A 26,968-nucleotide genomic window follows, 5' to 3' on the forward strand; every position below is an offset into this window, starting at 1 on the left:
TTATGAAAAAGCTATCTTGTTCAGGTTATATTCATCCCTTTTTTTTGCTGATTATCATTATTTTAGTCGCAATTCCGATGGGCTTTTATGGAATGTATCTATATATTGCCCCATCACTACCAGAAATGAGCTCTTTAAAAAAGGCGCCATTGCTTAAACCTTTGCAAGTTTATTCAGCAGATAATCAGCTGATCGCTGAATATGGTGGCAAGCTTTCGGTGCCTGTTGAGTACAATCAGATCCCGCCGCATTTCATTCATGCCTTCCTGGCTGCTGAAGATTCATCATTCTTCGAACATAGCGGGATTAGCTTTAAAGGCTTAGGGCGTGCCGTGAGTGAAAGTGTTACTGGGTCAAATGTACAAACAGGCGGCTCAACAATTACCATGCAGGTGGCTAAAAATTATTATCTATCCCCTGAACGAACACTTAAGCGCAAACTTACCGAAGTTTTTTTGGCACGTAAAATAGAACAAAATCTTTCCAAAGAAGAAATTTTATCTTTATATGTCAATAAGATCTTTTTGGGTAAAAATGCCTATGGTATTGCTGCTGCTGCAAAAATTTATTATGACAAAAGCTTAGATCAACTCAGTGTCGCACAAATGGCGATGATTGCAGGCTTACCTAAAGCACCGTCAAAATACAATCCTGTAGTGAATCCTGAACGCGCCTTAGAACGCCGTAACTGGATTCTAGGTCGTATGTTACAACTCGGCTACCTTAAACAAGCAGAATACGAAAAAGCTGTCGCTGAACCAATTAACCTGAGTATGCCTGATCGCGGCTTAAGTAATCGATTTCCCTATGTAGGCGAAATGGTCCGCTCTGAACTAGTTGAAAAGTTTGGTGAACAAGCAATTGATTCAGGTTATAAAGTTTATACAACCGTAAACAGCCAACGCCAACAATATGCAGAAGATGCAGTACAAAAAGGCTTGGAAGATTATGATCGTCGTCATGGATGGCGTGGTGCTGAAGCACATGATAAACCTTTAAAACAATTCATCCCTTATGCCAATACCTACCCTGCAGAAGTCATCAAAGTAGGCAGCAATAGTTTTGATGCCAAAATGCAAGATGGTTCAACAGTGACTGTACCTTGGTCAGGTATGTCTTGGGCAAGAAAATATATCAATGCCAATGCCGTTGGAGGAGCACCAAGCCGTGCTTCGCAGATTGTAACTGTTAAAGATATTATCCGTTTACGTCCCAATGAAAATAAAACTGCGTGGTCATTGGTTCAAACCCCGAAAGCACAAGGCCAACTGATTGCAATCAACCCCAATGATGGTTCAATTGAAGCAGTGGTGGGTGGATACAACTTTTACCAATCTAAATTTAACCGCGCAATACAAGGCTGGCGCCAACCGGGTTCAACCATTAAGCCATTTATCTATGCACTGGCGCTTGAACGCGGTATGACCCCTTACACCATGGTTAATGACAGTCCAATCACTATTGGTCGCTGGACACCTAAAAACTCTGATGGCCGTTATTTAGGCATGATTCCTTTGCGTCGTGCGTTGTACTTATCTCGTAATACCGTTTCTGTGCGTTTATTACAAAGCGTAGGTGTAGAACGTGCGCGCCAATTATTGATGGATTTTGGCCTACAAGAAGATCAAATTCCGCGTAATTTCACGATTGCGCTGGGTACTCCACAAGTACTTCCTGTTCAAATGGCAACAGGCTATGCCGCAATTGCCAATGGTGGATATCGCATTCAACCACATTTCATCAGTCGTATTGAGGATGCTTATGGCAAAACCATTTATGAAGCAGCGCCTGAATATGCGTGTATTCCATGTATCAATCAAAAAGAAACTGTAGCCAATACTGCAACCACCCCTGATGACGAAGCCATTGAAAGTACAAACCTTACAGTGGATGAGGTTCAAACCCCATTAAGTAGAGAAGAACAAAGTAAATATCGTCAAGCACAACGGATTTTAAAATCACAATCTGCTTTTGATATGGCAAATATTCTTCGTGATGTGATTGTACATGGTACTGGTCGTGCAGCACTTAAAATTGGTCGCGATGACATTGGCGGTAAAACAGGAACAACCAACGATGCTAAAGATGCGTGGTTTGCTGGCTTCAACGGCAAATTAGTTGCGATTGCTTGGGTCGGTTTTGACCAGCCTTCCACTCTCGGCCGTCGTGAATATGGTGGGATCGCAGCACTGCCAGTTTGGACTGGTTTTATGGGTAAAGCCTTAAAAGATACACCATCTGCTTGGGTACATTTTGACAAAAATGCCAAAGCACCAATTTCTCGTGAAGAACGTAATCAAACACAAGTTGAAGGTGCGACTCAAAACGAAGGCTATGGTTCATCACCACCTTTAGCACGTCCAATCTTTAAACCTGCGCCTGTTACACCATCACGTAATTCATCAAATGACTTTGAAGACTTACCTGATGAAGGTACAGATCAACCGCTCAAACCGAACAAAGTAACACCGCCTGCAATGAATCAAGGCAGTGCGAAACGAGAAAGTGATTCTCTTGAGAATTTGATTAATGAAGTTCAATAATTAGTTTCTCAAATAAAAAATGCCATCGATTGATGGCATTTTTTATGGCTTAGATTTTTATTATTTTTTCTGAAAAATATAAATTTGAAAGGCTGCCTTTAACGTCGTTTTAACTTGTGCTTCCAAAACTAAACGCTTTTCAGGTTTTGCTTTATAAGCATAAGGGGTCATCGCAATCAGATTTTTGAGTTGCGCTTGGTCCAACTCAAACGTTGTTTCGATAATCGGCTGCTCTATTAACTCAAAAGATGCTTGTAATTGCGTGACAAACTTTTCTGGTTCATGGGCTTTGACTTCGTCAAACAAGCCCTCACGCATGGCATATAAATGCTCAGGGGCTGGTGTTACCACCATCAAATAAGCCTTTGGCTTAAGTACTCGGAGTATTTCTTCTTCTGGGATCGGGCTAAATAAGCTGGTACACAAATCAATCGAATGATCCAACACTGGTAGAGTCGCACCTGTCCCCACAATCCATGTCACATCTTTATTGAGTTTTGCAGCAACCTGAACCGCATTTTTTGCAATATCAACCCCTATACATTGCATCACTTCATGCTGCATTGCATCGGTATAATAGCCTTCACCACAGCCAATATCTAATAGGTTTTCAACACCTAACCCACGAATTTTCTCAACCACGGCTTGCTGTAAAGGTGCATAAAATCCACCACTTAAAAATCCACGGCGTGCTTGTACAGATTCAGGCGTATCTCCTGGATTTTTACTATGCTTATGTTGTACTACATGTAAATTTACATAGCCTTGTTTTGCCACATCATAACTATGATTATTTACACAGCGCCAAGTCCGATCCGATAGGCTCAATGCCTCACGACATACAGGGCACATCAACAAATTCATTGTATTCTCCAAAAGATATTTTTAGGCCATAAAAAAAGCCGGCAAATGCCGACTTTTCAAATCACTTTGGCTTAGCGTAATTTTAATGTCATTAGACCTAAAACTACCAGCATAATTGTGATAATCCAAAAACGGATCACCACTTGAGTCTCACGCCAGCCTTTTTTCTCATAATGATGATGCAACGGTGCCATAAGAAATACACGTTTATTGCGCATACGTAATGATCCGATTTGTAAGAATACCGAGATCGCTTCTACGACAAAGACTCCGCCCATAATTGCAAAGACGATCTCTTGACGAACCATTACCGCGATAGTGCCCAGCATTGCACCTAATGATAATGCACCGACATCTCCCATAAAGACTTGGGCAGGATGCGCGTTATACCAAAGAAATGCTAAGCCTGCTCCAATCATTGCAGCACAAATAATCACCAGCTCAGAGGTATATTTTACATAGGGAATATGTAAATAATTGGCAAAGCGTATATCACCTGCCAAATATGCAAAAACACCTAAACCTGCAGCAACCAAAACAATCGGCATGATCGCCAGACCATCTAAACCATCTGTCAAATTCACTGCATTTGACCCACCATTGATTACCAGATAGGTAAAAATAATGAAGCCAATACCCAATGGAATTGAAGACAATGGAATACTCAGATTTTTAAAAAATGGTATCAATAAATCCAGCATATTCGCTGTATGTACAGGGCTGTCTTGCTGAGTTGCAATGATATACAACGCAATACCCGCCCCCAAAGAGCCAACCGAAGTCCAAAAGAATTTCTTCTTGGCAGGTAAACCCGCATTGTCTTTATAACGGACTTTAATCCAATCATCCGCCCAACCTACAGCACCAAAGATCACCATAACAGCCAAGACAATCCACACATAAGGATTGGATAAATCTGCCCAAAGCAAGGTACTGATCCCGATTGAAAGCAGAATCAAAATCCCGCCCATTGTTGGCGTACCCATTTTTTTGGCATGATTTTCAGGTGCATATGAACTGACAGCCTGACCATATTTAAGCGCTTGTAATTTACGGATCATGACTGGTCCCAAGGCCCAACCAATCGCAAGTGCAGTCAGTACACTGAGCAATGCTCGTAACGATAAGTATCGAACAACTTGGAACGCGTTCTCATAACCCGCCAAGTGTTGAAATAACCAATACAGCATTAAACTTTCTCCATCAAATCAGCCATCAACGTTTCCATATGGGTATAGCGAGAACCTTTAAACAGGAAACTCATGGACTGTGGTTGATGTGTTGCAATTAAACTTAACAATAAAGGTAAAGCTTGTTCTTGGCTAAGAAAAGCTTGTAATTTTTTACCATATTGAGTGCTTCGCGCACCTTCTTGTGTAGCAGGAGCAAACTCCCCTACCGCGACAACAAATTGGATCCCATCCACTGAAACTAGATCACGACCCAACATATAGTGTTGCTGCGCAGCAGTATCACCCAGTTCGCCAATATCGCCAATCACCATCACTTTGACCCCTTGCTGTTGCGCAAGTACCTCAGCTGCTGCACGCATTGAAGTTGGGTTGGCATTATAGGTATCATCAATAAATAAGTGCTTGTGCTTATGAATAAAATTCAAACGCCCTTTTGCACCTTGTGCCGACTCCAAGCCGATCACAATATCGTCTAAATCAACACCAATCGCCAAGGCAAATGCAGTCGCTGCTTCTGCATTATGGACATTATGTTCGCCTGCAAAAGGAAGATTGACTGTTCTTGCGCCTTGAGGTGTATTAAGGGTAAAGATTGCAGACTGTGCGTGTAATTGAACATCTGTCGCAAAGACTTCGCCACCCTGACCAAAACTTAACACTTGCTCAGTGTCTATCACTTGACGAATCGTATCGGTAAAATCATCCTGAGCAGGAACAATTGCTGTTCCAGCTTGATCAATATGACGGTAAATTTCAGATTTGGCACGGCAAATTCCATCACGTCCACCAAATTCGCCTAAATGTGCAGTTCCAATATTTAAAATACCAGCAACATGTGGCTGCACAAGATTTGAGGTGTAATCAATTTCACCTTGATGGCTTGCACCAAGTTCCATCACCGCATATTGATGCTCTGAACGCAGCTCCAATAACATCATTGGCACACCAAGATCATTATTTAAATTGCCACGTGTAATCAAGGTCGGCGCTAAACGTGAAAGAATACTCCCCAACATTTCTTTGGTGGTGGTCTTGCCACTACTGCCTGTAAGTGCAATCACTTTTAATTGTGGATGTTGAGCACGACGATACGCGCCTAAATGCCCCAATGCCAAACGTGTATCTGGCACGACAAGTTGACAGATATTTACATCAACAGGATGGCTCACGATGGCAATTTGGCAGCCATTCGCAGCCACTTGAGCAACAAAATCATGTGCATCAAAACGCTCACCTTTGAGCGCCAAAAAAGCATCACCTAATTCAGCATGACGTGAATCAGTCAAAATACGTTTAATTTCACCTTGTGGTGCTTGATCTAAATACCAATAACCTTGAGTTGCTTCAGCAAGTTGTGCTGCTGACCATGGCTCCAAAGGCACAGTACTGGTGGTAGAGGTGTGCATCTCTTATTCCTAATGAGCTGGATAAGCTGAATTGGGTTTATGGTGTTGTGCATCTATTGCCGATTGCACTTCAACGACATCGTCAAACCAATGACGAACACCATCAATTTCTTGATAATTCTCATGCCCTTTTCCGGCAATCACAACAATATCACCTGATTGGGCATGCTTTACTGCATATTTGATTGCTTCACGGCGATCACGAATTTCGTGAACCTCATGCTGGCTAAAATCAATTTCATGCTTCATATCGGCAAAAATTTGCTCAGGATTTTCTGTACGCGGATTATCTGATGTGATCATCACGGGATTGGCTTGTTCCAAAGCTGCTTTGGTCATCAATGGGCGTTTACCGCGATCTCGATCACCGCCACAACCAAAAACAGCCCAAAGCTGATTTTCAACATGACGTTTTAAGGTTTTTAAAACCTGAGTTAAAGCGTCTGGTGTATGTGCATAATCCACTACAAACAGACGATCCTGATCACGAATCACCTGCATACGTCCAGGTGCACCTTTCAAATTAGGTACGGTTGCGATCAGTTGTTTTAAATCAAAACCTGCTTGTTCAGCAACAATTAAACTGGCCACCAAATTTTCAATATTAAAATGCCCAAGCAATGGGCTATTCACGGTAAATTCAGCTTTGGCTGTTTTGAGATGGAATGTTGCCCCATCTAGGCTATATTTAATTCCAAATACTTGGTAATCAGCCGCTTTAGAGGTTGAATAAGTCAATACTTTCGGATGAGACAGATTACTACTTGCCGCATTCATCATTAGATCTGCATGCGCATCGTCTATGTTAATCACTGCAACTTTTAACGCAGCAAATTTAAACAGCAACGCTTTCGCTTCAGCATAGGCTTCAAGCGTACCGTGATAATCCAAATGATCTCGACTTAGATTACTATATGCAGCAATCTCAATATCACAACCATTTAAACGACCTTGTTCCAAACCATGCGAGCTTGCCTCAATTGAAGCGAATTCAGCACCTTGCATAGCAAAATCATGCAAAAGATTTTGTAAATGCAACGCATCTAAAGTGGTATGTGAAGACGCTTCTAGGTTTGGCAGAATCCCGTTGCCCGTAGTTCCCATCACTGCACATTTTTTATTTTGTAATGCCAGTAATTCAGCAACGAGGCGTGAAATTGTGGTTTTACCATTGGTTCCTGTGACTGCAAGAATTCGCGCAGCTTTTACAGGGGATGTCGCTTGTAAATATTGTTTTTGCCATTGTCCCATCAAGTGACGCACATCTGGGCAGATCAATGCAGATTCAAAGCCTAAATCTGTTTCACTAATAATGGCCAATGCGCCTTTGTCTAAAGCGATTTGAGCAAATTGTGCGGTTTTTTCTGGTTGCGAATAACTGGTCAAAGCAATAAAAATTTGCCCTTGTTGCACATAACGACTATCTAGAGAAAAGCCATTAAATGACTCAGACATCCAAGCCTTTGTATTATCAACTTTATAAATATCTTGAAAATTAATCATTATAGTTTACCTATGGCTTGGCCTTAGCCGTTTCAAGAGGTTTATCTAAAGGCACATTCATTAAACGTAAAGATTCTTGCATAATTCGAGCAAACACTGGAGCGGCAACCAAACCACCATAGTATTGTCCACGCGGATTTTCGACTACAACAATAACTGCCAAACGAGGATCACTAATCGGTGCCACACCGGCAAATAAAGCACGGTATTCAGTATTCGAATAACCTCTATGGTCAGGGCGCAACTTGTGTGCTGTACCTGTTTTACCACCCACGCGATAACCGGGAATATTGGCTTGTTTTGCAGTACCACCAGGCATCGTAACTTGCTCTAACATCAACAAAACTTCATCAGCAATTTTAGGTGCTAAAACCTGTTTACCTTTGGGCTGATCATTTAATTTATAGAGACTTAAAGGATATTCCACACCATGATTGGCCAACATTGCATAGCCTTGCGCCAACTGTAAAATCGTAGCATTTAGACCATAGCCATAAGCCATTGTACCAATTTGCGAAGAATTTAACTTTTCAGGTGGAAGCACTAAACCTCCACTCTCACCTGGGAATTTAACCGCCGAACGCTGTCCAAAACCGACCTTTCTAAAGAAGCTTGGCAAGGTTTCTTTTGGTAAAGACAAAGCAATTTTTGCCGAACCGACGTTCGAGGATTTAATAATCACACCAGTAACAGTCAACGAACCATAGTTATGCGTATCACGAATGGTATGTGAACCTAAACGCATCGAACCTGGGCTAGTACTAATCACCGAGTTTGGGGTATATTTGCCACTTTCCAAACCCGCTGCAATGGTAAAAGGTTTCATGGTTGAACCAGGTTCAAACATGTCAATTGCACCACGGTTACGCATGGCATCTTTATTACTTAAGCCATTTTTATCGTTAGGATTATAAGAAGGCCAACTCGCCATAGCCAGAATTTCGCCCGTTTTTACATCCACAGCAATTGCAGAAGCAGAACGTGCATTATTGGCAACACCCACCGCAGTCAACTCGCGATACATAATATATTGCAAACGTGAATCGATACTTAAGGTGATGTTCTCCCCTGCTTTCACTTCTTTTACAACTTCAGGAGTGGTAATACGGTTACCATGTTTGTCACGAGAAATCTTTTGCTCACCATCTTCACCAGCCAGACGGGAGTTTAACTGCATCTCTAAACCTTCAATCCCCGTCCCTTCACTATTGGTGAGACCAATAATTTGCGCATTGGGTTGCGGCTGAGGATAATAACGTTTATAGGTTTTCTCGGCATAAACGCCAGCAAATTTATGTTGGGTAATAAAATCTGCTTGTGGTGGCGGAACTTCTTTTTTAAGTACCAAATAACGAGAACGTGGACGTTCATTTAAACGTTTTTTTAAGTCTGCACGATCAAGACCAACCGCATCTGCCAATTCATCTAAATTTAAATTTTCATCAGGCAATTGGCGTTTGAGTTTACGACTGTTAGGTGTCTTCTGTAATTCAGCCGTGATGGTATCAAACTGTTTTTTAGTCTCAAAATATTCACGTGGATCAATCACCACTTTCATGATTGGAGAACTGATTGCCAAAGGTACGCCATGACGATCACTAATCACACCACGCATGGCTTTTAATGTTTCAGAACGTAGAATGTTGGCATTGGCTTTATTTTGTAAAAAGTCTTTATTAATCACTTGCACATAAAATGCACGTCCGACCAAGCCGACAAAACATAAAAGCACCACGCCCCACATTAAATAGAAGCGCCACATATCTATCGATACAGTACTTTTCTGGGTAATGGATGGCTGCTTTTTACGTGGCTGCCGAGTCGGTTTAGTTTGCTTATCTGCCATACAGATGCCTTACTTCTTCTGCTCTGATTCAGTTGGTAATGAAATGACAACTGTTTGCGCAGCTGGCGGTGAATACATTCTCAATTGTGTTACGGCACGTGTTCCTATTTGCGCAGTTGCACCAAATGTTTGTTGTTCAATGAGCAAACGTCCCCATTCCGCATTGATATCTTCACGTTCACGCATATAACTATTTAAATCACGAAAATCATGACGATAAGCAAAGACTTGCAACACCACCATAAAGGCACTGATCAACACTGCAATAACCAATACGCCATAAACAATCGCTTTTTTTATTGCCAGCTTATGACTTGATTCTTCTATAATTTCTTGTTTCATTCTGCGCCTTTTTGTTCTAAGCGTTCTGCAACTCGAAGCCAAGCACTACGTGAGCGAGGATTGGCTTTGACTTCTTCCTCACTAGCACGAACTCTGTCTACTTTTTTCAGTCGACGAGTATCTTGTACTTTTTGCGGTAATCCCCAGCCATTATCTTCTGGCAACGTTGATTCTTTTTGAATAAATTGTTTAATAATTCGGTCTTCAAGTGAATGGAAACTAATGACGGCCAAACGTGCATTTGATTTTAACAAATCTACAGCTTGAGGTAAAAAGGTATGTACGTCATCGAGTTCTTTATTAATTTCAATACGAATAGCTTGGAACGTGCGTGTCGCAGCATGTTTATTCTTTTCCCACTTAGGATGCGCAACTTTCACAATTTCCGCTAATTTTCCAGTGGTTTCAATATAACCTGCTTGCTTAATCGCACGTGCAATACGACGACTATAACGTTCCTCACCATATTGAAAAATCACATTGGCCAAATGTTCTTCGTCTACATCCACTAGCCAATCTGCGGCTGTTTGTCCTTGAGAATTATCCATACGCATATCAAGTGGTCCATCTTTCATAAAACTAAAACCACGGTCTGCTTGATCTAGCTGTGGTGATGACACCCCTAAATCTGCCATAATCCCATCGACTTGATAAATATCTAATTGATTTAATTCTTGTTGTAAATCTGCAAAACTGGCATGAATAATTTTAAAACGAGGATCTTCTTTTTCTAACTGATATGCCACTTCTAACGCTTGTGGGTCTTTATCAAAAGCATAAACTTTTGAATGTTCATCTAACTTAGACAACAATAAACGGGTGTGTCCACCACGCCCAAATGTCCCATCAACGTAAATTCCTGTATTGCGATCTGCAAGTAAAGCATCGACAGTTTCATGTAGTAATACAGAAATATGAGACATAATTATGATTTCAGTTTAAGCAAAAAAAGTAACTGCACATTATTACCTTGTTTTGCCAAAGCTCCAAACGACTTTTTGTAGGGAAATATTACTTTTTATAGAGAAAACCGTTTTAAAATGCTTTTTATAAAAGTTCAGTACAAAAAATAGCGCATCCATCCTGCTACAAAACGTTATCGTGTCTTGAGCATTTTCACATCACCATTGTCAAAATACGCTGAAACACGCCAACCTTGTCGCAGATAAAATTCAAAAGCACGACTTTTTTGATCGGTTTCCAAGCAAATTTCTTGAAAATATTCAAATAATAAATCTTCTGCTTTTTTCAAAAGTGCAGTTCCGACACCTTTGGCTTCAAAATCAGGGTGGACAAACATGGCAAATACGCTGCCGTCAGTTAAATCTGCGATCGAAAAACCACACACTTGATGCTGCATCTCCGCAAGCCAGACAGTCGAAGTATTTTGAATTAAATCCAATATTACCAACTCAGTGATACCCAGTTCAGTCAGTTGTTGTTTTGACAAATGGTTTTCTTTGACTGATGTTCGTATATCAAAAATAACCTCAATATCATCTTCAGTGGCGAGTCTTAGCGTAATATCCATCATCTCAATTTTTTGTTTACTTTGATATTAGTCTAACTGATTCATAACAGAATGAAAAAACCTCCTAAAAAGGAGGTTGATTCAATCAAAATAGTGGATGCTTAGCGCTTGCTATTATAAATCTGATCGAAAACACCGCCATTGACAAAGTGAGTTTGCTGTGCTTTTGCCCAGCCACCAAAGACTTCATCAATGGTAAAAGTTTTCAGTTCAGGGAATTGGTTGGAATATTTAGCTAAGATTTTTGCATTGCGCGGGCGATAGAAATGACGTGCTGCCATATCTTGACCTATTGGAGAATACAAATAGTTAATATAACCCGTTGCTAACCATTTATTGCCATTCTTCTCTACTGTTTTATCAACAATTGCCACCGAAGGTTCAGTCAAAATTGACATCGAAGGATAGACTATATCAAATTTATTGCCAGATGCTTTCTTACTCACCATGGCTTCATTTTCCCAAGTCAGTAAAACATCACCAATCCCACGTTCAGCAAATGTGGTCATCGATGCACGTGCAGCTGGATCCATAACTTTTACGTTATGGTACATCTTAGAAACAAACTCACGTGCTTTAGCATCATTACCACCCGGTTGTTTAAGTGCATAGCCCCAAGCTGAGAGATAGATCCAGCGTGGTAAACCGCCTGTTTTAGGATTAGGGGTAATGATTTGTACACCAGGTTTGGTCAAATCTGTCCAATCTTTGATACCTTTGGGATTGCCTTTGCGTACCAAAAATACAACGGTAGACGTATACGGTGCTGAGTTATTTGGAAATTCTTTTTCCCAACCCGGATTAATTTGACCTGATTTCACAATTTCATTGATATCATTGGCCAAAGCTAAGGTCACCACATCACCTTTTAAGCCATCAACCACAGCACGCGCTTGTTTTCCCGAACCACCATGCGATTGTTTAAAATCAACAGTCTTGCCTGTACGAGATTTCCAGTAAGCACCAAATGATTTATTAAACTCATCATAAAACTCACGCGTTGCATCATAAGACACATTTAAAAATTCACGGTCAGCAGCATAACTTGCTGTCGTTGCAACAGTTAATCCCGTCGCAATAACCACAGCACTCATCAGTGCTTTAAAATTAGTTTTCATATTATGAGTGCTAACATCGCTAAAATTATTCTAAATATATGAAATAAGCGAATAAACTTCAATCAAAAAGCGAAATACCCGCAAACTCAGCACAGATTAAAAATCAACCTATGGTTTTAATTGATGAAAGCGCTCAACATCGCTGTGGTTTATATTTTGTCTGGTTTATTTGTTTTTATCGCAAATGTATCAAGCTAAAAAAAGCCCCCTTTGATCAAAGAGGACTTGTTTGTATTTGATTCAAATTACTTTTCAGCTGTAAATTGATCGTAAATTCCCCCATTGGCAAAATGGGTTTTTTGCGCTTTTGCCCAACCACCAAAAACTTGATCTATGGTAAAGAGTTTAATTTTTGGAAATTTTGCCGCATATTTGCCCGCAGCTTTGGCATTACGCGGACGGAAATTATATTTTGCTGCCAAGTCCTGCCCTACAGGTGAATAAAGATAATTTAAATAGCCTTTTGCTAAATTACGATTGCCATCTTTATCAACCACTTTATCGACGATTGCGACTGAAGGCTCAGCTAGGATTGAAATAGATGGATAAATAATTTGATATTTGTCTTTATCTGGACCAGACGTCGCCAAAATTGCTTCATTTTCCCAAGACAACAAAACATCGCCAATACCACGATCCGCAAATGTTGTGAGCGAGCCACGTGCGCCTGAATCTAACACTTTGACATTTTTATATATTTGTTTGACTAATTCACGCGCTTTTGCATCATTGCCACCCGGTTGTTTTAATGCATAGCCCCACGCTGATAAATAAATCCAGCGCGGCGCACCGCCTGTTTTAGGGTTTGGTGTAATAATTTCAACCCCAGGTTTTACCAGATCATTCCAATCTTTAATTGCTTTGGGATTGCCCTTACGCACTAAAAAAACAACGGTAGATGTGTAGGGTGCAGAATTATTTGGAAATTCTTTTTGCCAGCCTTTTTCAATCAAACCCGCATTGACAATTTCATCAATATCATTGGCCAAAGCCAGTGTCACCACATCTGCTTGTAAACCATCTACCACTGAACGTGCTTGCTTACCAGAACCACCATGAGACTGTTTAAATTCAATATCTTGGCCTGTTTTTGATTTCCAAAATTGACCAAAACTCTTGTTATATTCTTGATAAAATTCACGGGTAGGATCGTAAGATACATTTAAAAATTCTTTCGCTGCATAAGCATTCCCCGTGACGATTAAACTGATCGCACTTAAAAGCAGTAGTTTTTTCATTTCTTTCTCGGTTTTTAATGATTTAGAAGCACTATATTTTTATTATTTTAATTTAACAATCAATTACTTATAAATATTTAAACTATCTTATTCATAATTTAAGATATCTAAAAATGTGTATTACTCATGTAAATTATTTGGTATATTTTTTACACAATTTAACCTAAACTTGAATTCTTCACGATTCATCCACATTTATGTGTTATCAATTAAAATATTACATTTCGTTTCAATGATTGTTTTTTAAACATTTTTTGTGTAGTATTATTAAAAAATGTGACGTAGTTATGTTTTTTGTAAGTTGTTTTGCTACAATAACCATGTTCAAGAACAAAAATTTGACCATCAAGGGGAGCCGATGGAATGAATGATTCTTATTTAAAGATCTTGGGCTTAAGTCTAGGACTCGCAGTGATGGCACAGACAGGCCATACTGCTGCAATTAAAGATATGACCAAACCAATACAATCGTTAATTGTTGTGGTAGATAAACAATCACCGATTGAAAAAGCGCTCAATCAACAAAAGCGTGGCGAAAATAAACTGATCTCAGATAAAGATCAGCTTAAAGTTTTAACGTCGATTAAAACCACAGCCTCACAAAACTTTTTAGCTGAACAACATCAGAAATTTTCTTGTTTTGTACAAGCTTTATTCCAACCACATACTTTGTAAAAATTTGATTTAGAAAAATAAATTCTACGCTCCTCAAAAGAATTTAGAAGCCCAATCGTTTATTGGTGAATTAACCCTTAAGCAGTTGGGCTTTTTCGTTATAATAGTTTCAATTTACATTCTGAATAATATTTAGTTATGAAAGTCCGTACTCGTATTGCACCCTCTCCAACTGGTTTTCCGCATGTAGGCACTGCCTATATCGCCTTGTTTAATTTATGCTTTGCACAACAACATGGTGGCGAATTCATTCTTCGTATTGAAGATACCGACCAACTCCGTTCAACCCCTGAATCTGAAAAAATGATTTTAGATTCACTACGATGGTTAGGTTTAAATTGGTCAGAAGGGCCTGATATCGGCGGGCCTCATGCTCCTTATCGCCAATCTGAGCGAATGGGAATCTATAAACAATATGCTTTAGAACTTGTTGCAAAAGGTCATGCCTTTTACTGTTTTGCAACAGCGGAAGAGCTTGATCAAATGCGTGCTGAACAACAAGCCCGTGGTGAAACCCCTGGTTATGACGGTCGTGGCTTAAAACTTTCCCCAGAAGAGGTACAACAGCGTTTGGCTGCGGGTGAAGCCCATGTGATCCGTATGAAAGTGCCTGAAGAAGGCGTTTGCCAATTCAATGACTTACTTCGTGGTGAAGTGGAGATCCCTTGGGCGCAAGTCGACATGCAAATCCTACTCAAAACAGATGGTTTGCCAACTTATCATTTAGCCAATGTGGTCGATGACCATTTAATGGAAATCACCCATGTGATTCGTGGTGAAGAGTGGATTCCATCTGCACCAAAACACCAGTTGCTCTACCAATATTTTGGTTGGGACATGCCAACATTGTGCCATATGCCATTGCTGCGTAACCCAGACAAGTCAAAATTGTCTAAACGTAAAAATCCAACCTCAATCAATTACTACAAAGACATCGGTGTGTTGCCTGAAGCCTTACTGAACTATTTAGGTCGTATGGGTTGGTCAATGCCAGATGAAAGAGAAAAATTCTCTTTGGCTGAAATGATTGAACACTTTGATATCCAGCGTGTGTCTTTGGGTGGTCCAATTTTTGATGTTGAAAAACTCAACTGGCTCAATGGACAATGGATTAAAGCACTCAGCCCTGCTGAACTGTTAAATACACTTTTGGCTTGGAAATCTGATCGCAAAACCCTAGAGGATATTGCTGCGGCCATTCAGCCACGTATTAACTTACTGTCTGAAGCGGTAAATTGGGCTGGTTTTTACTTCAACCAATTCCCAACATTGACCAAAGAGCAATTTGACAGCAAAAAGTTGACTGAAGAACAAGTTCGTCAAAGCTTACAATTTGCAATTTGGCGTTTAGAAAGCTTGTTTACCTGGAACAACGATACTGTAAGCCAAACCTTGATGGATTTGGCGAATCAAATGGAAATCAAACTCCGTGATTTCATGCCAGCATTCTTTATCGCAATTGCAGGTTCAACATCATCGACCCCAGTGATGCAATCGATGGTCACCATTGGACCTGATTTAACCTTTGCCCGTTTACGTCATGCACTTGAAATTGTGGGTGGCCCGAGCAAAAAAGAAGCAAAAGTTTGGGAAAAACTGAACGAAAGCATCAAATTGCCGAAAAATGATGCAGTTGATGAAGCTTAATTAAATTTTCTGTTGACGTGTGAGCGCAATATCCCTAATATTGCGCTCACACAGACTGGGGGTTATAGCTCAGTTGGTAGAGCGCTACAATGGCATTGTAGAGGTCAGGAGTTCGATCCTCCTTGACTCCACCAAATGTTTTACCTGTGTTGCCTCACTTGTCCCTATCGTCTAGAGGCCTAGGACATCGCCCTTTCACGGCGGTAACCGGGGTTCGAATCCCCGTAGGGACGCCATATTCAAGATGGCGACATCTTTGTAAAAAACCCAAGCATAGTGACTTGGGTTTTTTATTGCCTAAATTTTGCTTTTAAGCTGCTATTCAGTCTTTTTTGCATTCTAAAATAGAACGATTAGAATATGCTTAGATTATAAATGTGGAGCCACCATGCAATACCAATGTCCAAAGTGCCAAAGTCGAAAAATCTTGCCTGTTACCCATGGGAATACACCTGCTGTACGCCCTGTTGTTCCAAAAAGCTTGGTATTTTTGATTCCATTACTGTTTATTTTATTGTTATTGGTTGTCATTAGTATTGTGATGTGGATTTTCAGCAACGGCGCAGGTCAAACATTGCAAATTGCAACCGTCGTGATCTTCATTGCAGCTGTGATTGCAGGGGTAATGTTTTGGCGTGATCTGCCCGATTTTAAAATCTCAATGCAGTCATTTATGCAAGCCAATAAAAGCTGGAAGTGCCGTGACTGCAATCATGAATGGCAAATCTAATTCTTCAGCTTTGCCTGATGTTCAAATCAAACCATTCACCTTAATGTGAATGGTTTTTTGCTTCATCTGTATGTGTTTCATCAGCATTACTGTGATCATGCCCATCTGACTCATGCGAATGCACCATACACGCATTGTCTTCAATTTGTAGCGTCATCTCAGTAATCCCATGTTGATGACTGAGCATTTCCATGACCTGTTGGTACAATTGATTCCGATCCGCTGCTGGTGCAAATAAATGTACTGTCAGATGGACATTTTTAGATGTAATCGCCCAAACCTTAAGTTGATGAATACTTTCTACGCCTTTGACGGATAAAAGATCATTACGCAATTTTTCAATATCAATTTCCTCAGGCACACCTTCCAGTAAGATATTGATACTTTGTTTTAGCAAAACCCATGTTCGTGGTAAAACCCAGAAGCCGATGAGTACAGCAATAATCGTATCCACCCACATCCAGCCAGTGAAATAAATAATTGCACCCCCAATAACCACACCCACTGAACCGAGTGCATCACTCAATACTTCCAGATAAGCACCTTTTATATTGAGACTTTCCTTTGAACTGGAGAATAAAATCTTCATTGAAATAAGGTTAATCACCAGCCCGATAACCGCCACAACCATCATACCAACACTCTGAATTTCAGGAGGTTGGCTAAAGCGCTGATACGCCTCATAGAGAATATAAATTGCAACCACAAACAACATCATGGCATTAAACAACGCTGCTAAAATTTCAAAACGCTGATAGCCAAAGGTCCGTTTATCATCTGCGGGTAATTTACCAATTTTGATCGCAACCAATGCAATTGCCAATGCTGCGGCATCAGTAAACATATGTGCGGCATCGGACAATAAAGCCAAGCTTTGCGTCATGAAACCTGCAATCACTTCAACAATTAGAAAGGTACTGGTTAATGCCAATGCAAAGGTTAGTTTTTTTACATTTCCTGCTGTGACGACAGCATGACTATGATCATGCCCTTGTTGCTCGCTCATGTTGATACCTCTGATTTTGTTTTATCAAAATATTGAATATTTTTTCTATTTATTATTGATAATAATTATTATTATCAATAATAAGGTTTCTTCTATATAATGGCGACTATATTTTCCACAGTTAAAATACCCCTGTTAATGGAATATCGACAATGAAAAAATACCTCTACCTTTCTGTACTTCTTTGCTCTTATAGTTATGCACATGAACCCTATGTTGCATCTCTGGGCTATAACACCACAAATACACAAATCCCAGTGATTGCATCCTATGCTGAAGAAGCACTGAATGCAGAACATGCCATGAAACAAACCGCGCTCAATGTGATTCAACCAGATCAAAGCAAGTTACAAGTTGAAGCTGCAAGCACTTTAAAATCGGCTACGGTGTTTGACTTAGCCTTACCACAAGCAGGCACCTATCACCTGTTCAGTAAAGCGTCTTTCCCACTCAAATATGTCCAACATAATAAAGAATGGAAAATGCTTTTTGATGTCCCTGCGGAGAAAGCAGGTAAGATCGCTGAGCGCGAATATGTGATTCCTGCTGACTTTAAGAAACCGCCTGTACCGATCACCATTAACCGAGAATGGTCAATCCAAAGCTATATTTCTAAAGAAAAAACGTCACCTATTCAAAACAACACTGATGCTGCAATACAAGTCGAATTTAAAACCCATCCCAACAGCATTACTGCGCAGCAACCTGTACAAATCTTGATTAAAAAATCAGGACAAGCACTCAAAAATGCTGAACTGCTCATCCGTGCTCAAGGGCAAACCGATAAACAAGCACAAAAAGTTCCGGTTGCTCAAGATGGTTCAGCAACGGTCACTTTTCCTTATTCAGGGCAATATCTACTTGAAGTCAGTGAAGCATTTAACAAAACCACTCAACCTGTAAATCAAAATTACACCATCATTAGTTTAGGTGTATTACCTATCAGTCAATAATAAACTGTCTATACAGTTTCAATGCCTCACCCTTCTTGGCGAAGAACGGTGAGGCTATTTTTAAATTAACGATCAACCATCCGTTTGTGCTTTAACTTTACGTTCATTCATCCAACGATAAATCACTGGTAAAATCACCAAAGTCAGTAAGGTGGATGACATGATGCCGCCAATCACCACGGTTGCCAGTGGACGCTGAACTTCCGCACCTGTCCCTGTAGCCAACGCCATCGGCACAAAACCTAACGATGCCACACAAGCCGTCATCAATACGGGTCTTAAACGTAAAATTGCACCTTGCCATGTGGCCTGATAAACATCGAGTTGTTGACGTAATTCCTTAATAAAGGTCAACATTACCAAACCATTTAATACCGCCACACCTGAGAGCGCGATAAAGCCCACACCTGCAGACATCGACAATGGTATACCGCGAAGCCACAGTGCAATCAAACCACCACACAGCGCAAATGGCACACCGGTAAACACCAGCAAACTTTCCTTAAAGTTATGGAAAACGGCCATCAACAACACAAAAATAGTTATCAGTGCCAGCGGAACGACCAGCTGCATACGTGCCTTCGCAGAGGTTAGGTTTTCAAACTGTCCACCATAACTCAACCAATAACCCGCAGGCATTTCCTGCTTCGCCAAAGTCGATTGTAATTCGGTGACAAATGAGCCCAAATCGCGCCCTTCGACATTGGCAGTCACGACCACACGACGTTTACCATTTTCACGACTGACCTGATTAATACCGAGGATATTTTCAACTTTAGCCACATCCTGAAGTTGGATTAGACCTCCATTTGGCGTTTGAATAGGTAAAACGGCCAGATGCTCAGGTGTACGTTGAGCATCATCTAGACGAATCACAAAATCGAAACGGCGGTCACCTTGTAGGATTTGCCCAACATTCTGCCCACCAACACTGGTTGCCACCAAGTCTTGAATCGCTCTCACCGACAGACCATATTGCGCTGCAGCGGCTTTGTTCACTTCAACATTTAAAAGTGGTAGGCCGGAAGTCTGTTCCACATTGACGGCAGTTGCGCCAGTAATCCCTTTGATTTGTTGTGCAATCTTAGTGGCTTGCTGATTCAACACCTCCATATCATCGCCAAAAATCTTGATCCCCACATCACTTCGCACACCAGAAATTAATTCGTTGAAACGCAGCTCAATCGGTTGAGAAAACTCACTATTATTTCCGGGTAATGTACCAAGAAATGCAATCATACGTTGACGTAGCTCATCAATGGTTTGCTTTGGATTCTTCCATTCATCACGTGGCTTTAACAGCACCACAGCATCGGAAATATTAGGTGGCATGACATCTGTTGCCACTTCTGCCGTCCCTGTACGGGCAAATATGGCTTTGATTTCTGGAAACGCTTTGAGCAATAACTTTTCAGTATTCTCCTGCATACGTAAAGACTGCTCTAGACCAGTACTTGGCGAACGCATTTGTTGCACTGCAAAATCGCCCTCACTCAAGGTGGGGGCAAACTCACTGCCAATTTGTGTGGCAAGCACACCTGTTAAAAACAGAATACTCACCGCAAGAGTGACAACTAACATTCTAAAGTTATAAGCTAAATTGAGTAGTTTTTCATATTTTTGCTTTAACCACAGCATCCAGCGACTTTCTGTTTCTTTAACTTCACCATTAACAAATAAAGCAACTGCAGCAGGGACAAAAGTAACAGAGAGAATAATTGCACCCACCAGTGCCAATACTACCGTCATAGCCATCGGGTGAAAGAGCTTGGCTTCAACACCAGACAGGGCGAAAATAGGTAAGTACACCACCAGAATAATTAATTGACCAAAGATTAAAGGGCGACGTGCCTGTTTAGCCGCAAGAAAAACTTCTTTAAAGCGTTCTGCTCGTGAAAGTAATCTGCCTTTTGCATGCTGTGCCTCTGCCAGTCGCCGAATACAGTTTTCAACAATAACGACTGCACCATCTACAATAATCCCGAAATCCAGTGCGCCTAAGCTCATCAGATTGGCACTAATTTTTTGCTCAGCCATACCCGCCAAAGTAAACAGCATCGATAATGGAATCACACACGCAGTAATCAACGCTGCACGGAAATTACCAAGAAATAGGAACAGAATAACAATAACCAGAATTGCCCCTTCTACAAGGTTCTTCTGCACTGTACTAATCGCGCGTTCGACCAAAGCTGTCCGGTCATATACGGTTTGGATCACAATACCTTTCGGTAAAGATTGCTGAACTTCCTTGATTTTGGCATCCACTGATTTCGCCACAGTACGACTATTTTCACCCATCATCATCATGGCGATACCGAGTACAGTTTCCTCGCCATTGTAAGTTGCACCACCTGTACGTAGATCGTGCCCAATCGAAACAGTCGCGACATCTGCAACTCGGATCGGAAAACCATTTTTATTGCCGATACTTACATTTTGAATATCTTCAATATTGTTTAAGGTTCCTGGAACACGTACAGTCAATTGCTGCCCATTGGTTTCAATAAAACCAGCACCACGGTTTTCATTGTTTCCAGTTAAAGCGTTTTGTAGATCACTGACAGGGATTTGTAATTGTTGCAAACGATTTAAATCAGGCGTGACCACATAAGTTTTATTAAAGCCACCAATCGAGTTGACCTCTGCAACGCCGGGAACCCGTTGTAGCTGTGGTCGTACAATCCAGTCCTGAATTTCACGTAAATCCATCGCGGTATAGGGCGTACCATCAGGTTTTTCCGCATTCGGTTCAGCCTTGATCACCCATTGATAAATCTCACCCAACCCTGTCGATACAGGAGACATTGTCGGTGCAATATCATCTGGCAGCTCGGTTTGGGCTTCTTGTAAGCGTTGATTAATCTGTTGTCGTGCCCAATAAATATCCGTTCCATCTTTAAAAATAATGGTCACTTGCGACAAACCATAACGGGAAATAGAACGGGTCAACTCTAGCTTTGGTAAACCCGCCATCGCAGTTTCGATGGGATAGGTAATCCTTTGTTCAACTTCTAATGCAGTAAAACCAACCGCTTGTGTATTCACTTGCACTTGGGTATTGGTAATATCGGGTACAGCATCAATCGGTAATTTTTGATAACCGTAAATCCCTACGCCAATCCATGCCACAATAAACAGCATGACCCAAATGGCATTTTTAATCGAAAATTGAATCAGTCGATCAAATAAACCTTCAGGTTGAGGTAATGCTGAATCCGCATCGAGATCTAACTTAGAATCAGAAGAATCATTAATGCCCATGGCTCGCCTCTCCTTTTTCCAATTCAGATTTCAGCAAAAAGCTACCCTGAGCTGCATATTGCTGACCTTGAGTCAGACCAGACTTCACTTCAACCCACTGACCATCACCGGATACCTGACCCAGTACAATAGGCTGTGCAGTAAACTCGATTTTCTTGTCATGCTCACTGGAAACGAAAACAATATCCTTTCCTTCAACTTTCTGTATGGCACTTTTCAGTACACGCAATGCTTGAGCAGTACCTTGCTGTTGTAACTGAACATTGACCATCAAATTCGGGCGCAATTCAGCTGCATTTGACAGCACTTTGGCACGCACTTGTAAACGTCCAGTCTGCACATCAGCTTCACTATTTAAACTTTGAATCTGTGCTTTAAAGGTATTCCCCGTTTGCAGTGACTTAAATTCAACCTGTTGATTGGGTGCAATCGCTGAGAATTCAGAACTTGGTACAATAAATTCAAGCCATAGCTGATCCAGTTGATCAATGATAAATAACTGGCTGGCCAGCTGTACATTTTCACCCATGACCAAGTCTTTTTTACTGATAATGCCTGCAATTGGTGCTGTGAGAACATAACGACCATTACTGCTTGATGAGGCACCAAAAGCAGATAAACGGGATCTGGTGGCTTGTACCTGAATCTGTGCTTGCTTGTAGGCATTGTAAGCCCGTTGATAATCCTGCTTGGCAGAAATACCTTGTGACCATAACTGGCGCTCTCGTTCATAGTCCTGACGTGCCAGCTCTAAGCTTGTTTGTGCAACCTGTAAATTTGCCTGCTGATCAACCAAATCAGGCACCACCAAGGTCGCCAATGCCTGCCCTTTTTGCACACGCTGTCCCAACTCAACATTGACGGCAACCACCTGCCCACTAAATGCAGGTGATACATGTGCTTGACGATCGGTATTGACCATGACTTTTGCAGGATAAGAAGCCGATTTTATAACAGTCCCCATCTCTACTTTAGCAAGTTTGATTCCTTGTTCAGTGATCTGTTGCGCGGTCAAGCTAATGGCTTCAGCATTCTCTTTCTCGCCACCCTCTTCTTCACTGTGCTTCGCTTCTTCCGCACCGTCTTTGGTGGTTCCCTTAGCATTTTCTTCATGTGAATGCCCTTCTTCAGCATGCCCTGCTTCATTTTCACCAGCATCTTTGCTACTTGCTTTTTTAGATGAAAAGAACAGACCCATAGCAATAAGAGCAGTCATCACAATAGTAATGATGATCAGTAGGCGTTGAGAAATTTTGCCTTTCTGAAGTTTAAAAGATTTAAATTGATTCAGCATATTATTTTCCCCCACCCACGATTGGTAAAGCTTGTGTGTCCTGCCATAAACTCTGATTGATCTGTGCTAAAGCGTCTTTTGCCATGATTTGACTTGGTTCAATACCGAGACTCAGACTTTCCGCTTCAATGGCACGTTGCCAACCATCTTTTAATAATTGCACTTTTCTCAAACGCACATCTTGCAACTGTAAAGTCGCTTGTTGCACATCGGTAACGGCAAATTTACCCACAGTAAAACCCTGCAAAGTTTTACGTTGAACCTGAGCTGCAAGCGGAATCTGAGACTCATCAACTGCTTTAAACTGCACTTCCAGTCCTTGTAATTCAGTCAACAAAGTTCCCACCTGCAAAGCATTTTGACGGAGATAAAACTCCTGTTGTCTGCTAAGTAAATCCTGCTTTGCCTGCGCAATTTGCACACCATATTGCTGGCGGTTGAAAATATTTAATGGAATAGAAACGCCGACGACTAAGGCATTGTCAGTCGAGGTTTCGCGTGATCGAGTACGATTCACGCCTAAATTCACAGTTGGATTAGGCCGTGCCGAAGCTTTGAGTTGCGCCACTGTTGCTTTTGCTTGCAACACCTGTAACTGACGTGATTTTTCAAAAAGATTGTCTGCGAGATATTCTTGTACCTGTTGGTGTGTCGAAGACGGCCATAAGGATTGAGGATTTAAACCGATACGAATCGATTTATCAGCATCTCCCCAAAGATTGGACAATTGTTGCTTGGCAACTTGCACCTGCAAATCGGCTTGACGATATAAGCGAGCATTTTCTGCATGACTCAGTCTGGCACGATCTACATCAACCTGAGCGACACTCCCCGCTTGATAGCGCTTCTGTATTGCATTCAGATTTTCTTCACTGACGTTGAGTTGCTCTTGAACCACGTTGCGTTCTAACTCAAAAATCGCCAGCTGTGACCATTGGTATTTCACAGCCAATTCAAGTTGAGCCTGATAAATTCGCTGATTTAAGTCACTTTGATCTTTTGAAAGTTGTGCCAACCTCTGTGCTGACTTACGTTCACCAAAAATATCCAATCGTTGAGAAACACCAATTGAAAGCTCTTGATCTTGATTGGAACCAAAACCCGTTTGCGATACGGATAACTCTGGATTTGTCCACAGTTTTGCTTGTTTAATGTTCGCTGTTGCAATTTGCTGCTGCGTTTGCCAGACATTTTGCGTTTGCTGGTATTGCTCAGTTTTTGCAATTGCCTGCTGTAAGGTTAATGCTTGAGATGTGTTGTCTGCCCAACTAAGAGATGAGATCACACTCAACATCAGTGCACTAAGCAAAGACGGCCTAAAACCAAATACAGGCTTTTGTACTAAATTACGTATTTCTTTTGACATAAAAATGCCCCACTAAATTAAACCATTAGCGGTGGGCAATCTTTTTGGCTACCCCACCTTATAGCGGGGATGAGAGAGGCGGAGGATTAGGCAAATATAGATCAGGTGACTGGTACAAATTATTCCAGCCAATAAAGCGAGATTCAGGGTAGCCTATAAACTTAGGCTGCGCTGTTTGTTGCTGATCATCAACCACAATAAAATGCGCAAAGGAAGGCAAATGGTCACGATGATCATCATTTATATGATTGAGGAAATCACTGGAACGCACATCATGTTGATGTGCTGATAATTGTTTGAATGCGGACTGATCTGAAATCGGTTTATCTATCCCATACACATCCAATAGCTGCGGATGCTGCTGCTGATCCTGAGTACAATCAGGTGCATTATGGTGTCCAAAATGCTGACTCATCAGACTTTGCGATGGAAGTGTAGTGCTTTCATGATCACAAAAAGCTGCCGCTACATTCCAAAGACTTTGGAACATAAACAAACTAAGCAAGACTGTGATGAAAACACTTGAGCGTTTCACAGATTCTATCCGAAATCAAAAAACAACCTAAATATAGCAAATTTTCTCAATGTAATAAAATTACAGTGCGTGATTTAATACTTTAAATAAAAATTGTTGGTTTGTTAAATAATGTATTTTTTAACAAATGTGTAAAAATCGCAATTGACAAATTACATTTAACTATTTGCAAAGTGTAAAAAATCAGCTAGATTAATTATATCTAATCATTTTTTTGTGATTAGCAGTCTCTTTTACTTTGTTAATGGATTAGCAAGGAGGTTGTATATGTTGGTACATATTTTTAACCGTTTTTTAGGAGATTCAACATCTCGTCGAGCATTTGAACAGAATGCTTCCGAAGCTGCTCTCGAAAAAGCGCAAGCACATCATTTTGAAGATCAAAATCTAAGTTTAGATGAAATCGCAAATCGTAATGCGATGTGGTGCTATTTAAGAGCTGCTTTGCGTGGAGATCAAGAAGCTCAGTATAAAATGGGACTCAGCTACTTAAATGGACAACTTGGGTTAGACCGAAGTTATAGTCATGCAGAAAAGTGGCTTGAACAAGCTGCACATCAAGGTCATACCCACGCCAAAGAACAATTAAAAAAAGCATATGATGAGCTTGCTTTTTCATAAATCATGATAAAAATATTACATATATCCATCTATAAACAGAGTTGAAATCAACTCTGTTTACTTAAAAATATATTCAAATTTTCAAGTGAATTTATTTGGTTATGTTTTATACAGTAAGATTGATTTTTTGCTTTTAATACTCATTTTTATATGGTAAAAATCACGAAATAAGTAAAAATATAATAGAGTATTTACTCTAAAAATATTTTATAAATTCAGTCACTTAATACTAGTATTTTTATTTTTTTTGTATATTATTGCCTTCCAACAAAAGTGATCATCTTTTAAACAAAGACCCAATCACCCGAAACAAAAAAATACAGCATATATTTATGCCAGTAGAATCAGGAAAATAGCTATGAATCAAAAATTAGAGCAACTTTTTCAAAAAAAGGTTCAAGGTAAAATTGCACTAATCACAGGTGCATCTAGTGGTATCGGTTTAACGGTTGCAAAAAAGCTCGCAGCAGCAGGTGCACATGTACTTTTAGTGTCTCGTACTGAAGAAACATTGAAAGAAGTTCAAGCTGAAATTCAGGCTGAAGGTGGGCAGGCTGATATTTTCCCTTGCGACCTAAATGATATGGATGCTATTGATGAAGTGTCTAAGCAAATCATTGCCTCTGTTGATCATATTGATATTTTGATCAATAACGCAGGTCGCTCAATTCGTCGTGCTGTGCATGAATCTGTTGACCGTTTCCATGATTTTGAACGTACGATGCAGCTGAATTACTTTGGTGCAGTTCGTTTAGTCTTGAATATTTTACCGCAAATGATGGTTCGTAAAGACGGTCAAATTATCAATATCAGTTCAATTGGTGTATTGGCAAACGCAACTCGCTTCTCTGCTTATGTTGCATCAAAAGCAGCATTGGATGCATTTAGCCGTTGTTTATCTGCGGAAGTACATTCTCATAAAATTGCGATTACTTCAGTTTATATGCCTTTAGTCCGCACGCCAATGATTGCACCGACTAAAATTTATAAATATGTACCAACACTTTCACCTGAACAAGCAGCAGATTTAGTGGCTTATGCGATTGTGAAACGTCCGAAGAAAGTTGCGACAAACTTAGGTCGTTTAGCCTCTATTACGTATTCGATTGCACCTGGAATCAATAACAAATTAATGTCTATTGGCTTTAACTTGTTCCCAAGTTCGACTGCATCTGTAGGTGAGCCACAAAAATTGAATCTGGTACAAAGAGCGTATGCGCGTTTGTTCCCAGGTGAGCATTGGTAATTTAAGCCATTGAACGGATATTTTACTGAGTAGACTATCCGTTCAAA

The 26,968-nt window shown here is 40.6% G+C and carries 22 protein-coding genes and 2 tRNA genes; 9 read left to right on the forward strand and 15 right to left on the reverse strand.

The genetic code is table 11. The features are described from left to right. Positions 1-2 precede the first annotated feature (2 nt). Positions 3-2,543 carry a penicillin-binding protein PBP1a gene (ponA, locus tag AC07U8_RS19560; protein ID WP_151801308.1) on the forward strand — a complete coding sequence of 847 codons (2,541 nt, stop codon included), beginning with the start codon at positions 3-5 and terminating at the stop codon, positions 2,541-2,543. A gap of 60 nt (positions 2,544-2,603) precedes the next feature. On the opposite strand, the gene AC07U8_RS19565 is transcribed toward ponA, so the two are convergent. The 10 genes from AC07U8_RS19565 to AC07U8_RS19610 form a co-directional block, all read right to left on the reverse strand. Next, positions 2,604-3,407, reverse strand: a complete 804-nt coding sequence (locus tag AC07U8_RS19565) for a putative RNA methyltransferase (RefSeq protein WP_096735286.1) — start codon at positions 3,405-3,407, stop codon at positions 2,604-2,606. 71 nt (positions 3,408-3,478) lie between these two features. After that, positions 3,479-4,597 (reverse strand): phospho-N-acetylmuramoyl-pentapeptide-transferase, encoded by a 1,119-nt coding sequence (gene mraY / locus AC07U8_RS19570; protein WP_004725416.1) that lies wholly within the window; start codon positions 4,595-4,597, stop codon positions 3,479-3,481. Then, a complete protein-coding gene (locus AC07U8_RS19575) occupies positions 4,597-6,006 on the reverse strand; it encodes a UDP-N-acetylmuramoyl-tripeptide--D-alanyl-D-alanine ligase (RefSeq protein ID WP_494738458.1) in 1,410 nt (469 codons plus the stop codon). The genes mraY and AC07U8_RS19575 overlap by 1 nt, the downstream gene beginning before the upstream one ends. Positions 6,007-6,015: 9 nt before the next feature. Then, on the reverse strand, positions 6,016-7,512 hold the full coding sequence (locus AC07U8_RS19580) for a UDP-N-acetylmuramoyl-L-alanyl-D-glutamate--2,6-diaminopimelate ligase (protein WP_494738615.1): 1,497 nt from the start codon (positions 7,510-7,512) through the stop codon (positions 6,016-6,018). Positions 7,513-7,519: 7 nt separating this feature from the next. Beyond that, entirely contained in the window at positions 7,520-9,355 is a 1,836-nt protein-coding gene (gene ftsI / locus AC07U8_RS19585) for a penicillin-binding protein PBP3 (protein ID WP_004816649.1), read from the reverse strand. A 9-nt stretch (positions 9,356-9,364) separates the two neighbouring features. Then, the gene (gene ftsL, locus AC07U8_RS19590; RefSeq protein ID WP_034615065.1) at positions 9,365-9,697 is read right to left on the reverse strand and encodes a cell division protein FtsL; all 333 of its coding nucleotides are present in this window, start codon (positions 9,695-9,697) and stop codon (positions 9,365-9,367) included. Beyond that, positions 9,694-10,620: a 16S rRNA (cytosine(1402)-N(4))-methyltransferase RsmH gene (rsmH, locus tag AC07U8_RS19595; protein WP_034615067.1), complete on the reverse strand. Its 927-nt coding sequence runs from the start codon at positions 10,618-10,620 to the stop codon at positions 9,694-9,696. The genes ftsL and rsmH overlap by 4 nt, the downstream gene beginning before the upstream one ends. A 173-nt stretch (positions 10,621-10,793) precedes the next feature. Then, on the reverse strand, positions 10,794-11,228 hold the full coding sequence (locus AC07U8_RS19600) for a GNAT family N-acetyltransferase (protein ID WP_494738459.1): 435 nt from the start codon (positions 11,226-11,228) through the stop codon (positions 10,794-10,796). Positions 11,229-11,329: 101 nt separating this feature from the next. Continuing rightward, positions 11,330-12,346, reverse strand: coding sequence for a sulfate ABC transporter substrate-binding protein (locus AC07U8_RS19605; RefSeq protein ID WP_494738460.1), 1,017 nt, complete (start codon positions 12,344-12,346; stop codon positions 11,330-11,332). 245 nt (positions 12,347-12,591) lie between these two features. After that, the gene (locus tag AC07U8_RS19610) at positions 12,592-13,584 is read right to left on the reverse strand and encodes a sulfate ABC transporter substrate-binding protein (protein ID WP_004725400.1); all 993 of its coding nucleotides are present in this window, start codon (positions 13,582-13,584) and stop codon (positions 12,592-12,594) included. Between the two features lie 363 nt (positions 13,585-13,947). Between AC07U8_RS19610 and AC07U8_RS19615 the strand changes: the two genes are divergently transcribed. The 5 genes from AC07U8_RS19615 to AC07U8_RS19635 all read left to right on the forward strand — a co-directional run bounded on the left by AC07U8_RS19615 (position 13,948) and on the right by AC07U8_RS19635 (position 16,636). Further along, the gene (locus tag AC07U8_RS19615) at positions 13,948-14,259 is read left to right on the forward strand and encodes a DUF4179 domain-containing protein (protein WP_494738461.1); all 312 of its coding nucleotides are present in this window, start codon (positions 13,948-13,950) and stop codon (positions 14,257-14,259) included. A 138-nt stretch (positions 14,260-14,397) separates the two neighbouring features. Further along, the gene (gene gltX / locus AC07U8_RS19620; protein ID WP_494738462.1) at positions 14,398-15,906 is read left to right on the forward strand and encodes a glutamate--tRNA ligase; all 1,509 of its coding nucleotides are present in this window, start codon (positions 14,398-14,400) and stop codon (positions 15,904-15,906) included. A 58-nt stretch (positions 15,907-15,964) separates the two neighbouring features. Continuing rightward, a tRNA-Ala gene (locus tag AC07U8_RS19625) sits at positions 15,965-16,040 on the forward strand. A 26-nt stretch (positions 16,041-16,066) separates the two neighbouring features. After that, a tRNA-Glu gene (locus AC07U8_RS19630) sits at positions 16,067-16,142 on the forward strand. A gap of 152 nt (positions 16,143-16,294) precedes the next feature. Continuing rightward, a complete protein-coding gene (locus AC07U8_RS19635; protein ID WP_419327981.1) occupies positions 16,295-16,636 on the forward strand; it encodes a hypothetical protein in 342 nt (113 codons plus the stop codon). Positions 16,637-16,676: 40 nt separating this feature from the next. Here the strand turns inward: AC07U8_RS19635 and AC07U8_RS19640 are convergent, their stop codons facing one another. Continuing rightward, entirely contained in the window at positions 16,677-17,642 is a 966-nt protein-coding gene (locus AC07U8_RS19640; RefSeq protein ID WP_494738463.1) for a cation diffusion facilitator family transporter, read from the reverse strand. A 152-nt stretch (positions 17,643-17,794) separates the two neighbouring features. Here AC07U8_RS19640 and AC07U8_RS19645 point away from each other — a divergent pair, with 152 nt between their 5' ends. After that, on the forward strand, positions 17,795-18,595 hold the full coding sequence (locus tag AC07U8_RS19645; protein ID WP_494738464.1) for a DUF4198 domain-containing protein: 801 nt from the start codon (positions 17,795-17,797) through the stop codon (positions 18,593-18,595). 72 nt (positions 18,596-18,667) lie between these two features. Here AC07U8_RS19645 and AC07U8_RS19650 read toward each other — a convergent pair whose 3' ends face one another. Genes AC07U8_RS19650 through AC07U8_RS19665 form a run of 4 tightly spaced genes read right to left on the reverse strand, consistent with a single transcriptional unit; the run spans position 18,668 to position 25,054 of the window. Continuing rightward, the gene (locus tag AC07U8_RS19650) at positions 18,668-21,859 is read right to left on the reverse strand and encodes an efflux RND transporter permease subunit (protein ID WP_494738465.1); all 3,192 of its coding nucleotides are present in this window, start codon (positions 21,857-21,859) and stop codon (positions 18,668-18,670) included. Further along, positions 21,849-23,153 (reverse strand): efflux RND transporter periplasmic adaptor subunit, encoded by a 1,305-nt coding sequence (locus AC07U8_RS19655; protein WP_209827835.1) that lies wholly within the window; start codon positions 23,151-23,153, stop codon positions 21,849-21,851. Before AC07U8_RS19655 ends, AC07U8_RS19650 begins: the two co-directional genes overlap by 11 nt. A 1-nt stretch (position 23,154) precedes the next feature. Beyond that, on the reverse strand, positions 23,155-24,519 hold the full coding sequence (locus AC07U8_RS19660; protein WP_494738466.1) for a TolC family protein: 1,365 nt from the start codon (positions 24,517-24,519) through the stop codon (positions 23,155-23,157). 58 nt (positions 24,520-24,577) lie between these two features. Further along, entirely contained in the window at positions 24,578-25,054 is a 477-nt protein-coding gene (locus tag AC07U8_RS19665; RefSeq protein WP_004816629.1) for a hypothetical protein, read from the reverse strand. A gap of 267 nt (positions 25,055-25,321) precedes the next feature. Between AC07U8_RS19665 and AC07U8_RS19670 the strand changes: the two genes are divergently transcribed. Then, positions 25,322-25,675: an SEL1-like repeat protein gene (locus AC07U8_RS19670; RefSeq protein WP_004816626.1), complete on the forward strand. Its 354-nt coding sequence runs from the start codon at positions 25,322-25,324 to the stop codon at positions 25,673-25,675. Positions 25,676-26,033: 358 nt separating this feature from the next. Beyond that, positions 26,034-26,921 carry an SDR family NAD(P)-dependent oxidoreductase gene (locus tag AC07U8_RS19675; RefSeq protein WP_004725376.1) on the forward strand — a complete coding sequence of 296 codons (888 nt, stop codon included), beginning with the start codon at positions 26,034-26,036 and terminating at the stop codon, positions 26,919-26,921. The last annotated feature ends 47 nt before the right edge of the window (positions 26,922-26,968 follow it).

The sequence above is a fragment of the Acinetobacter sp. GW821-FHT01E09 genome, from assembly GCF_059422385.1.